Here is an 11,324-nt window from a genome sequence, read left to right as displayed (position 1 = left end):
GTCCTGAGAGAAGCTCTCAAGACCTTATCTATTTTCCATTAACTCTAGCAAGCGTTCTTCCATGACTTTAGCTGCATGTTGGTCCTTACAGATAACCAACAAGGTATTCGCTCCGGCAACAGTACCTAAGATCCACCCATCTTTATTTGAATCTACTACATTGGCTAAAACGGATGCTTCTCCAAGTTTAGTGTGGAGAACCAAGGTGAATTCGGCTCTTGCAACACCCTCTAAGTGATGTGAAAGGAATTCGACCAGATCAATCTTCTCTGTCTCATTTGCTAGCACATAGTAAACAACATCGTTTTTCTTAACTTTGGTTAAGCCAAGCTCTCGCAAATCACGGGATAATGTCGTTTGTGTCACAAAGACATCACAGGCTTCCAATCGATCTTGAATTTCCTTTTGAGTTCCTAGTTTTTCTTCTGTAATCATTCGCTTGATGAGCTGATGACGTTCTCTTTTTCTCATAAGATCCTTTCAAGTGCATATTTATAACATTTTACATTTTTTTAGTAAGAACATTATATCAAAAAAACTGGATATTTCAAAAAATATCTCTTCTTTCAAAAAAAATGTAGTAAATTGTGATAAAATAGTAGAAAAGCCCTAAAGGAGCCTTAAATGAATACAAAAGAATTGATTGCTAGCGAGTTGGCTAGCGTCATTGATAGCCTAGACCAAGAGGCTATTTTAAATTTACTAGAAACACCTAAAAACTCAGATATGGGAGATATCGCCTTCCCTGCCTTCTCATTGGCAAAGGTTGAACGTAAAGCTCCTCAAATGATTGCTGCTGATATCGCTGAAAAGATCAATAGCCAAGCTTTTGAAAAGGTTGTAGCAACAGGTCCTTACGTCAACTTCTTCCTTGATAAGGCTGCCATTTCTGGTCAAGTTCTACAAAACGTTATCACTGAAAAAGAGCACTACGCTGACCAAGAGATTGGCAATCAAGAAAATGTTGTCATTGACATGTCTAGTCCTAATATCGCTAAACCATTTTCAATCGGTCACCTTCGTTCAACAGTTATCGGAGATAGCTTGTCACATATCTTCCAAAAAATCGGCTATAAAACTGTCAAGGTCAACCATTTGGGAGACTGGGGCAAACAGTTTGGGATGTTGATTGTTGCCTACAAGAAATGGGGTAATGAAGAAGCTGTCAAAGCACATCCAATTGATGAACTTCTCAAACTCTATGTCCGCATTAATGCTGAAGCTGAGAACGATCCAAGCTTGGATGAAGAAGCACGCGAATGGTTCCGCAAACTTGAAAACGGCGATGAGGAAGCTCTCGCTCTTTGGCAATGGTTCCGCGATGAAAGCTTAGTAGAATTTAACCGTCTCTACAATGAGCTACAAGTTGAATTCGACAGCTATAACGGGGAAGCCTTCTACAATGATAAAATGGATGCAGTTGTAGACATCCTTTCTGAAAAAGGACTATTAGTCGAATCAGAAGGTGCTCAAGTTGTTAATCTTGAAAAATATGGAATTGAACACCCAGCTCTTATCAAGAAATCTGACGGCGCAACTCTATACATCACGCGTGACTTGGCTGCAGCCCTTTACCGTAAAAACGAGTATCAGTTTGCCAAATCTATCTATGTCGTTGGTCAAGAACAATCTGCTCACTTCAAACAACTCAAGGCTGTCTTACAAGAGATGGGTTACGATTGGAGCCAAGATATTGTCCATGTTCCGTTTGGCTTGGTTACAAAAGAAGGGAAAAAACTTTCTACTCGTAAAGGGAATGTTATCTTGCTAGAACCAACTGTTGCAGAAGCCATCAGCCGTGCTAAAGCGCAGATCGAAGCCAAAAATCCAGAACTTGAAAACAAAGACCAGGTCGCTCATGCTGTTGGGGTTGGTGCCATTAAATTCTATGACCTTAAAACTGACCGTACAAATGGATATGACTTTGACCTTGAAGCTATGGTATCCTTCGAAGGGGAGACTGGCCCTTATGTTCAATATGCCTACGCTCGTATCCAATCAATCTTGCGTAAAGCCGATTTCAAACCTGAAGCAGGTGCCAACTATAGCTTGAACGATGCTGAAAGCTGGGAAATCATTAAGCTAATCCAAGACTTCCCACGTATTATTAAACGTGCAGCTGATAATTACGAACCTTCTATCATCGCTAAATTTGCAATCAGCTTAGCGCAAGCCTTTAACAAATACTATGCCCACACTCGTATCTTAGATGAAAATCCAGAACGTGACAGTCGTCTAGCCCTTAGCTATGCAACAGCAGTTGTCCTCAAAGAAGCGCTTCGTCTGTTGGGTCTAGAGGCGCCAGAGAAGATGTAATTCGTTACAAGAGACTGAAACTAAAGTTCCTAGTCTCTTGACGGCAATCGCTATCAGGCGATTTGCCTAAACGCCTTACTAATGCATCCAAATAAATAATATCGACTTATTTGGATGCATGTCGTGATCTATTAAATTAATTTATTACTAAGTAAGCTAAGTAACTAACGCCAAATCCTATTCGGACTTTGGCTAGGCGCCTCACTAGTCTTTCGATAGAAATATTATCGATTTCTACCGAAAGACGTCGTAATCTTCAAGTTACTGTAACTAAAATTCCTAATTGTTAGACGCTAGGCGCTTACAGTACTATCACTCGAAAGGCGAAGGATATTCGTTTTTCTCTAACCACTTACTTCTTTATCACCTAGGGAGAATTTTTATGAGCCAATATGCTTATATCTTAGTTGTTATCAGTCTTCTTTTTCTCTTTCTTGTCAACAAATATGAAAAAGAGAAACTTCAAAGACTGCTTCAGGACCAACTATTGAAAGATCAAGATTTTCGTGCAACTATCAAAGAAAAAATCCAAACGATAGAAAATATCAATGATGTCATTGATTACGTGAATAAAGGTTACCGTTTAGGAATTCCAATTGCAAAAGAAATCGTTGACGAAATTCGCAACTAATAAAAAGACTCGAGATGACATTTCTCGAGTCTTTTTATTTATTTCTGACAGCTAAGATTCCTACAAGGATAACAATCCCTAAGGATACCATGGTTCCAACTGGTACTACATTTTCATCAAAAATTTTCTCAGAGAACAATAGCAGAGCAATCGCTAATAGTAGCAAGGCACTGCATAGAATAATATCCTTGAAGCTTGGTTTGCGTTTTATATACTTTAAAAATGATCTCTGTAATTTACTCATTTGAACTGTTCTCTTTTGAAATACTTCTATGATCCATGGGATAAAATCTAGCCCAGCAACTCTATCCTCTTACAAGGATTCAAGTTCATAAAGCTCTGCAATAATCCCAGCAACCTTTTTGATATCTCCTAGCATACCACGCATTTCAAAGTCAGCTAGGACTGGAAAACCAAAACGTTGACTATATTGCTTGGCGGTCAAACAGTATTGGTTGTTAAAATTGCGGTTACCCGATCCTACGACACCAAAACACTTGCTAGCATTATCACCATATGCGATAAAGTCACCTACTGGAGTGGTCAAGATTTCCACATCTCCATTGTCAACTCCATTTCCACCTTCGAGGTAAGTCGGTAGAAAAGCCACATACGGGTTGGTCATCTCAAAGAAGTCTTCTCCTTCCTTGACCAAGTCTTTAATATGAATTTTTTCCACATCAATATTCGCATATTGCTCTAACAAATAAGCTTTCAAACGTGTTACAAAACTCTCTGTGTTGCCACTTAGACTGATATAAACTAAGGAAATCTTTTTCATCTTTTCCTCCCTCTTTCTCGAATCCAAAAAAATAACTACCAAGATTGTATCTTGATAGTTATCCTTTGTCAACTCTTAGGCGAGTTCTTCCTCTTGAGATTCTGTTAATTCTTTTTGCTGACGCCATATTTTATAGAAGACGATTCCCAAAAAGATAACATTGATGACGATGAATATGATAGTGGTTACTTTTGACATGACTTCCATTCCTAAACGTAGGGTGTCATCTTTAATCAATTGCATAGCATCTTGTAGATTCATATTGTCATGGACTAGTCCAACAATAGCTAGCAAGGCATATCCAACATAAGTGTAGTTTGCCAACTGCAGGTTCTTACGAATTAAGAAAACAAAGGCTACTACAACTAGGATAGCAGATAGAATAATGAGTATCGTGTTAAAAATAGAGTGAGATGACTCAGACACTTGGTGGGCATAGTTAACAGCATCTTCTATTTGTTGAGCACTAAGTGTCCCAACATTTTCTTGGCTAGCACGAAGGGCGTCCTTACTAGGTACTGGAGTGAATATTCCAACTACTGCCAAGGCTGAATTAATCGCTGATAACACCAATAAAACCCATAGATAGATTGGTTTCTTTTTCATAAAAGTAACCTCCTCATAATTTTTAATTTATTATAGCATATTTTAACAAGTATAACAAATCCTACAAGTTTACTTCCACCTGCTTACGGTATGCTTTCGGAGACTTCCCACATAGTTTTCGAAAGACCTTATAGAAATAGCCTACATTACTGTAACCAACCGTATAGCAAATATCCTCAATACTATCATTTGTAGATAGTAAAAGTTGCTGAGCTGCCTTGATGCGTTGCTTATTGAGAAGCTCAGCAAAGGTTGAATTGGTTTCCTTCTTGATTAACTGACCTAAATACACAGGATTGATAAAGAGATCCTTGCTGATATCCTTGAGAGAAAGCTCTTTTTTATAATCTCTACCAATAACTTCAAGTACACTGACGACATTTTCATTCATACGATATTGACCAAAGAAGGACGTCAAGGTTTCCTTGGTATAAGCCACTAAATCTTCAAAGTTTGTAATAGCATGAATTCTTTTGACAATATCTGTCATATCATCTGCTTTCAGATGCTCAAAGAGGTGGAAGACATCCATTACAAACTGAGTAAAGAGTTGCTTGGTAATGGATACCCTCGGTGTGTTTTCCAACACAATCTTCTCAAGTAGGTTCAACTCTTCGATAATCTGCTGAAGATTGCCCTGGATAATAACTCGATAGATGGGTTCATAATAAGAAAAGAGACTTTCAGATTGATCGAGGTTTACAGTTCCATAGAAGAGTGCTTTTTCAACATCAAATTTCCATTTTTCAAAGCTAGCCTGATAAGGTAACTCAAAAGGCATGACAAGTAAACCATCGAATTTCTGAGCTGCAATCACAATCTGCCAGTCCTGACCTAAAACATAGTAAGGAATGACAAAATCCCCTTGTTTCTCTTGGGAGAGTCCAATCCACCAGTTTTCTTTTTGAGACAGGTGTGCTTTAAATGCTTCGTCGTCTAACTTTTGACTTAACATTTCTGGCTCATGTACTTTCTCACGAAGTTGACCAAGGATTTTCTCAAGTAAATGCTCCAATTCAACCTTATCAACTGGTTTGACAAGATAATCTACTACATTGAGGTTCATAGCTTTCTTGACATAGTCAAATTCTTGATAGCCGGAAAGAAGGATATAGTAAGCCTCTGGCAAGAGTTCCTTCATTTCCCCAATCATTTCAAGTCCTGTCTTGCCAGGCATGTTGACATCAGAAATGACGATATCTACGGGATGTTCTCGAACATAGTCCAAAGCGTCGTCAGCATGATTGGCTGTCGCAACGACTTCCATATCCCATTTTTCAAAAGGGATCAAACGCTTAAGTCCTTCTGTAATCATGTACTCATCGTCAACTAATAGTACTTTATACATGTTTATCCTTTCTCTTCATCCTGGATGGTGATTCTATATTGAACACCTTTTTGTTCAGCTGATTCTACATTGATGTTATAGCGGTCTCCAAAGTAGAGCACAAAGCGTTCGTGGATATTAACAATCCCAATAGACTGTTGTTGCCCCTTATAATCTGCTGTGTGTTCAAAGGTTCTTTGAGCCAGTTTAGCTTGAATTTCTGCTAGTTTTTCAGCAGACATCCCACGGCCATTATCGGTTACTAAGATTTCGACATAGCCATCTTTTTTCAAAGCCTTGATACTGATAACATTATCTGTTCTTCTGTGATCAACTCCATGGGCAAAATAATTTTCCACTAACGGTTGGAGGGTGAACTTTGGAATACGCATTTCTTCCAATTCAGGGTCAATCTTAAATCCATAGGCAATGGATTTTGGATAGCGAACCATACAGAGATAACTGTATTTCCGACAAAACTCCACTTCTTGTTTGAGGGTCGTTTCTCGCTCGTCAGAGATATTATTGCGCAGAAGACTACTGAACTCATAGATGATATCTGCTAGTTCATTTTGGTTCTCCATTACTGCGTACATCCGCAAAAATTCCAGAGTATTGTACATGAAATGCGGATTAATTTGAGCTTGTAAGGCTCGCATGTTGGCATCTTTTTGATTGAGTTCCAGTTGATAAATATCGTGAATATTACTTTCTAGTCGATCCAACATATCATTTGTCGACTCAGCAATTAGTAGCAATTCCTGGTCCTTTTTATCTGTGTCGATTCTCTTGGTCTGCTCTCCCTTAGTAATGGCTTGGATAGAGTCCACCAAGTCCACAACCTGACTTTGATAGTCAGAAAAAGTCCTTCTTAAGGTCATATATAAAATGATGATAAAGAGGGCGCTCAAACCTAAAATAAGTGCCGAACTCGCTAAAGTCCCACTCCAAACATAATCCTTTGGTACAGCTACTCGAACTTGATAACCATGGGCAGTTGTTCCTACCAACCAAGACTCATTCGTTCCCTTCGCTCCAATATAGAACATATCTGTTTCATATGGTGCAATGACTGTTACTGCTACAGGAATTGTTCCCCTAGTATTGTCAATCGCTTTATAGAGGACTTCTGGTTCTACGGAAATATAAATGACCCCTAAAGCCTGGTCCGAGATGGGATCAGACACTGGAACAGCGAAACTATTAGCATCTGGCTTGAAGTTCTCAGCTGGAATTTTCTGTCCACCTCGGTTTCCTCTTTTGGAAACAAATACATCCGTTGAATCCTGTAGAACAATCGAAATACCTGTTACAAAATCGTTTCGCACGTATATATCATCGATATTTTCATAAATAGAAACGGAAATATAGGGTGACGCCTTGCGTTCTAACTGCCAATAAAAATAATCCGGCGTACTGAGGCTAAAATATTTGTAAATTCCTTCAATCCGAGCTTGATTATCCACTAAACTCTGGGCTAGACGGGTAGACTCTCGATAATAGTATTCAACCTCATCAACTGTTCGAGCGAGAACACGCTGACCGACACGATTGGCTTCCCTTTCACGCATATCCCAGTCTGCATAAGAAATCAAGAGAGCAAAGCAGGAAATGATGATAATCATCACCAGACTATAGATTCTTAAGAGTGAGTGGAGGCGGAATTGTTTGGTCTTATTTGGTTGCCAATTTTTCATGAATACTTTCATAAACAGGCTCCAATAAATCACTAATAAAGAAGTGCCACATTCCAATGCCTACAAAAGCAATGAGGGCTGGCATATAGAAGCCAATAATGGCTAACAAGACGCTACCAAATAGAACTTTGGCCACTGCTGATAAATTCATAAAAATTCCAATAAAGGCAAGCTTTAAGGTGTTTTTATAGGACAATTCAAAGTAAACCTGTAACTTTAAAGATACCGTATAGGCCAAAAATACCAAGGCTACTAAAAAGATATTTAGAAATGTTGCTGCCAAGTGGATAATGGTCTGATTTGGCAACTGAATCATCAGATACAAGCCATAAATCAAGATGAAGTCAATCCCTATAAAGGTGTAGAAACTGAGATTACTTTTGACAAAATTGCTCTTAAATAAAGCCCATGCTTCCTTGAAATGATAAGCACGGTAAGAATAGCCGTTTTCAGCAAATAAACTCATGAGAGTTGCACTAGCGGGTGCTATACCAAAGACCACTCCTCCTGCTAGTGTCAATAACCAAAAATAAGCCGTCGCAATCATCCCCAAAAAGAAACGATGAAAGACTAGCTCAATGAAATTTCCCACGGTTTGCCTCCAAAAATTTAATCTAGTTTTATTATAACATATTTCAAGCGCTCTCAAAAACAGAAGCAGTAAAAAGGGCAAGAGAATTTAACTCATTACTTTTTTAGAAGTAAGCTTGGAGTAGGGGTCATCCTTGTTAAAAGTGTACAAACACCAAACTATAAAAAATTACATTTATTGGTTTAACAATGATGTTTGTGCTATAATAAATATAGAAAGAGATACCGATTAATAATCAAAGAACAAAGGCTTTACCAGGGCAGATGGATATGTTTGAAAATTAGATAATTACTATTCAACTTAATTATTGGTTTGACAAAATAACGAAAGGAGTATGTACCATGACTATTTTTATTTTAAGAACTACCGTGTTTTGGATTGCTCTTATTTTGAGTCTTTTCTCTGATAAATTGTTCAAACAACAATATGTAAAAATCATAAAAATAATTTGCGCTATAATCATGTTAGTCGTATCATTATCATATCTGTTCTAAGTTATTTTAAGAATACAGGACTTTGTTTGTCCTGTATTCTTTTTTTCTCTATAAAACATGCATTGATAAAAACGAATAACAAAAACACCCCCGGTTAGGGAGTGTTTTCAAGGAAAATAGCAAGATTACCTAAATTTTATTATTTAGCGTCGTCTTTTTTAAAGATGTTTTTAACACCTTCAACAGCGCCTTCAATAGCGTCTTTTGCATCTTCAGCGACTTCTTTCACTTTAGAAGCAACTTTTTCAGCAGCTCCTTCGCTTTCAAGTCCTTTGTCACCTACCAATTTACCAACGCCTTCTTTAACAGCTCCTGCTGCTTGGTTGAATTTTTCTTCTGTAGACATAAGTATGTCCTCCTTTTATTTTTTCTAAATTAGTAATTAGTGAACACGTGGTTCTGCTTTGGCTGCAGCGTCTTTAACATTGTCAACGCCTTGGCCAACTTTTTCTTGAACGAATTCAGCGCCTTCACTAAGTTTTTCTTGTGCTGCTGCGACACCTGAACCGATACCAGATTTCACTCTAGACAATTGTTCTGACGCGAACTCGCCTGTTGATTCTGCCACGTCAGTTACACGATCTTGAAGGCTAACTGAATCTGCTTCATGCTGTTCTTTAGTTTTGATGTCAACAACATTAACGTTAACTTCAACTACTTCTAGATCAGTCATTTTCGCAACTTCTGATACGATAACGTCTTTGATTTCCTTGTATAGAGTTGGAACGTTTTTTCTGTACTCTACGATAACGTTCAAGTCAACTGCTACTTGTTCTTTACCAACTTCAACGTTAACACCGTGTGTTACATCGTTAGTATTAACAAGTTTTTCTGTAAGATTTGAGAAGAATCCACCGTCCACATGTAATAGTCCTGGGACTCTATCTAGTGAAAGGCCGATGATTTTTTGAATAACTTTATCTTCGTAAGTTAATTCTCCGCGAACATCTTTAGAAACAACAACATCTTTTTTTTCAGTATTTACATTTACATTTTTTTCTACGTTTGACATATGAAACTCCTTTATTTATTTAAATAATTCTTCTGTACATAGTATCCCAACCAAATTCCTAGGGCTCCACAGATTAAAACGAACAATGTTTTAAAGAAACCGAAGGATAGGATGAAGCAGGCTAGAATAATACCTACTACACCACATAGAATTGGGTATTGATATTTTTTAAACCATTCCATTTTTTACTTCCTTACTTTACACGACTAACAATTTTCTTAGCTGCTTTTTGAGGGTCATATTCTTTCACTGAAACTTCCAGTTTAACCTCTCGATCAATACCAAAGAATTCTTTCAATCCTTGAGTGATTTCGTTTTGAACTACTTCAAATTTGTTAGCAATGTTATCTGAAAGAACAGCTGTACCTTCTACATAAACGAAACATTTCTTTTTCCGAGTATGTACCTGAATTTTGGGATTTTTGACCATCTTGTGTTCATCCAATAAACATCGAACAAACCCTTCAATAGCTGAATTTTTTAGTTTTAATTTATCGTCTTTAGTTCCAAGTTTTATTTCCAGATATTGTCTAGGATAAAACAGGATTACTAACATCCATAATAAAACTAAGATAGACAGGCCTAGAAGCCCCCAAAATACATATCTAGCGAGATAATATTCAAATGATGTCTGTCGCCAGCTAGTCAATTGAATCCCTAAATCACTAACCTGGTGGTAATCTATCAAAATAGGAAGGAAAATTGTCAAGATTAAAATACAGAAAATAAGCAATAATATTTTCTTTGATTTTGACATATAAAATCCTTTCAATTAGTGCAACAAACCATAGCTTTACCCGTCATTATAAATTAAAAACTATAGTCTGCTTTCGCAGTATAACATTAACCTTTTTTACCCAAAAAGAATGATACTACAGCGACAACAATCACCGCACCAACAATAGATGGAATGATAGCCATACCAGCTAGTGAAGGTCCCCAAGTACCAAGGAGTGATTGACCTACTGATGAACCGATTAAACCGGCAAAAATATTAGCAATTACTCCCATTGAGCCACCTTTTTTAGTAATTGCTCCTGCTGCAAGGCCGATAAAGCCTCCTACAATAATGGACCACAACATAATATGCGCCTCCTTTCATAACCCAATATATCTGGGTTGAATTTAGTATATCACAATATGAGAGCGCGCTCAAATTATATGCTCACGAATATGTGCTTTAATAAATTTTAAAACAATACAAAAACGCTTAAAATAAGCGTTTTTCTTATGTATTGATTCGAATTGAATGCTTACTTCACTTCTATAAAAAGATTAAATAATTTCTATTTTAGCTGTTAGAAACGTTGGTACATCAATGTTTTTAGAATGCTACATAATAAAAGGTAGAGTGAATGGTAGAGTAGTAAAAATAGTTGTTATCCTAGTTGATTAAAAAAATCTCTGATTTCCTCATCTTTTATAAAATAATATATAATTTTCCCCTCTCTTCTAGTATCCAAGACGTTTTGATTGGCTAGTTTACGAAGATGGTGGGAGGCAGACGCCATACTGAGATTTAGTAAACAGGCTATATCACATACACAGAGTTCTTCAACAGCAAGAAGATAAAAGATGATATTTATCTGTTTATTATCGGTAAACTTTGATAAAATACGAAGTGATTTTTGGACTTTTTCCTTTTCAAGGTAGTTCGTTGCGGTTGTAACATTTTGTTGATTTATAATATTCACTTGGCAGATACTATCTTTTTTCATAATTTTTTCTCCTAGCCGAACACAGTCCTTAGCATGTCAAAGCTATTGTTTTCAATCAGGATATACATCCCCAATCCTAAATAAACAACGGCAACAAACCATCTGCTATATTTTTCCAAAGTTTCTCCAACAGAAGGGACTTGTGCCAAT

16 protein-coding genes are annotated in these 11,324 nt (G+C 37.2%); 2 read left to right on the top strand and 14 right to left on the bottom strand.

What is annotated here, in order from left to right:
- Nucleotides 1-24 precede the first annotated feature (24 nt).
- Nucleotides 25-471, bottom strand: a complete 447-nt coding sequence (gene argR, locus M1F91_RS07485) for an arginine repressor (protein ID WP_247913194.1) — start codon at nucleotides 469-471, stop codon at nucleotides 25-27.
- A gap of 153 nt (nucleotides 472-624) precedes the next feature.
- Between argR and argS the strand changes: the two genes are divergently transcribed.
- Nucleotides 625-2,316, top strand: a complete 1,692-nt coding sequence (gene argS / locus M1F91_RS07480) for an arginine--tRNA ligase (RefSeq protein WP_247913193.1) — start codon at nucleotides 625-627, stop codon at nucleotides 2,314-2,316.
- A 382-nt stretch (nucleotides 2,317-2,698) separates the two neighbouring features.
- A complete protein-coding gene (locus M1F91_RS07475) occupies nucleotides 2,699-2,947 on the top strand; it encodes a hypothetical protein (protein WP_024054288.1) in 249 nt (82 codons plus the stop codon).
- Nucleotides 2,948-2,981: 34 nt separating this feature from the next.
- Here the strand turns inward: M1F91_RS07475 and M1F91_RS07470 are convergent, their stop codons facing one another.
- The 13 genes from M1F91_RS07470 to M1F91_RS07410 form a co-directional block, all read right to left on the bottom strand.
- Entirely contained in the window at nucleotides 2,982-3,191 is a 210-nt protein-coding gene (locus tag M1F91_RS07470) for a hypothetical protein (protein WP_247913192.1), read from the bottom strand.
- A 69-nt stretch (nucleotides 3,192-3,260) separates the two neighbouring features.
- Nucleotides 3,261-3,728: a class Ib ribonucleoside-diphosphate reductase assembly flavoprotein NrdI gene (nrdI, locus tag M1F91_RS07465; protein ID WP_070678690.1), complete on the bottom strand. Its 468-nt coding sequence runs from the start codon at nucleotides 3,726-3,728 to the stop codon at nucleotides 3,261-3,263.
- Nucleotides 3,729-3,803: 75 nt separating this feature from the next.
- Nucleotides 3,804-4,334 carry an ABC transporter permease gene (locus M1F91_RS07460; RefSeq protein WP_223333924.1) on the bottom strand — a complete coding sequence of 177 codons (531 nt, stop codon included), beginning with the start codon at nucleotides 4,332-4,334 and terminating at the stop codon, nucleotides 3,804-3,806.
- A gap of 61 nt (nucleotides 4,335-4,395) precedes the next feature.
- Entirely contained in the window at nucleotides 4,396-5,682 is a 1,287-nt protein-coding gene (locus M1F91_RS07455; RefSeq protein WP_247913191.1) for a response regulator transcription factor, read from the bottom strand.
- 2 nt (nucleotides 5,683-5,684) lie between these two features.
- Complete coding sequence (locus tag M1F91_RS07450) at nucleotides 5,685-7,358, bottom strand: sensor histidine kinase (protein ID WP_247913244.1); 1,674 nt, start codon at nucleotides 7,356-7,358, stop codon at nucleotides 5,685-5,687.
- Nucleotides 7,336-7,950 carry a DUF624 domain-containing protein gene (locus M1F91_RS07445; RefSeq protein WP_247913190.1) on the bottom strand — a complete coding sequence of 205 codons (615 nt, stop codon included), beginning with the start codon at nucleotides 7,948-7,950 and terminating at the stop codon, nucleotides 7,336-7,338. Before M1F91_RS07445 ends, M1F91_RS07450 begins: the two co-directional genes overlap by 23 nt.
- Nucleotides 7,951-8,583: 633 nt before the next feature.
- Nucleotides 8,584-8,790, bottom strand: a complete 207-nt coding sequence (locus M1F91_RS07440; protein ID WP_004250682.1) for a CsbD family protein — start codon at nucleotides 8,788-8,790, stop codon at nucleotides 8,584-8,586.
- 36 nt (nucleotides 8,791-8,826) lie between these two features.
- Nucleotides 8,827-9,456 (bottom strand): Asp23/Gls24 family envelope stress response protein, encoded by a 630-nt coding sequence (locus tag M1F91_RS07435; RefSeq protein WP_247913189.1) that lies wholly within the window; start codon nucleotides 9,454-9,456, stop codon nucleotides 8,827-8,829.
- 11 nt (nucleotides 9,457-9,467) lie between these two features.
- Nucleotides 9,468-9,638 (bottom strand): DUF2273 domain-containing protein, encoded by a 171-nt coding sequence (locus tag M1F91_RS07430; protein ID WP_004250679.1) that lies wholly within the window; start codon nucleotides 9,636-9,638, stop codon nucleotides 9,468-9,470.
- Between the two features lie 11 nt (nucleotides 9,639-9,649).
- Complete coding sequence (gene amaP, locus M1F91_RS07425) at nucleotides 9,650-10,213, bottom strand: alkaline shock response membrane anchor protein AmaP (protein ID WP_247913188.1); 564 nt, start codon at nucleotides 10,211-10,213, stop codon at nucleotides 9,650-9,652.
- A gap of 86 nt (nucleotides 10,214-10,299) precedes the next feature.
- On the bottom strand, nucleotides 10,300-10,539 hold the full coding sequence (locus M1F91_RS07420; RefSeq protein WP_247913187.1) for a GlsB/YeaQ/YmgE family stress response membrane protein: 240 nt from the start codon (nucleotides 10,537-10,539) through the stop codon (nucleotides 10,300-10,302).
- Between the two features lie 296 nt (nucleotides 10,540-10,835).
- Nucleotides 10,836-11,174, bottom strand: coding sequence for a Cd(II)/Zn(II)-sensing metalloregulatory transcriptional regulator CadX (gene cadX / locus M1F91_RS07415; protein ID WP_070678676.1), 339 nt, complete (start codon nucleotides 11,172-11,174; stop codon nucleotides 10,836-10,838).
- 11 nt (nucleotides 11,175-11,185) lie between these two features.
- A partial coding sequence (locus M1F91_RS07410; RefSeq protein ID WP_247913243.1) for a cadmium resistance transporter occupies nucleotides 11,186-11,324 on the bottom strand: 139 nt, incomplete at its 5' end.

This window comes from Streptococcus sp. oral taxon 431 (genome assembly GCF_023110115.1).
Lineage (GTDB): Bacteria > Bacillota > Bacilli > Lactobacillales > Streptococcaceae > Streptococcus.
Note: the sequence above shows the minus strand (reverse complement) of the source record. Positions and strands in the feature narration are given on the sequence as shown.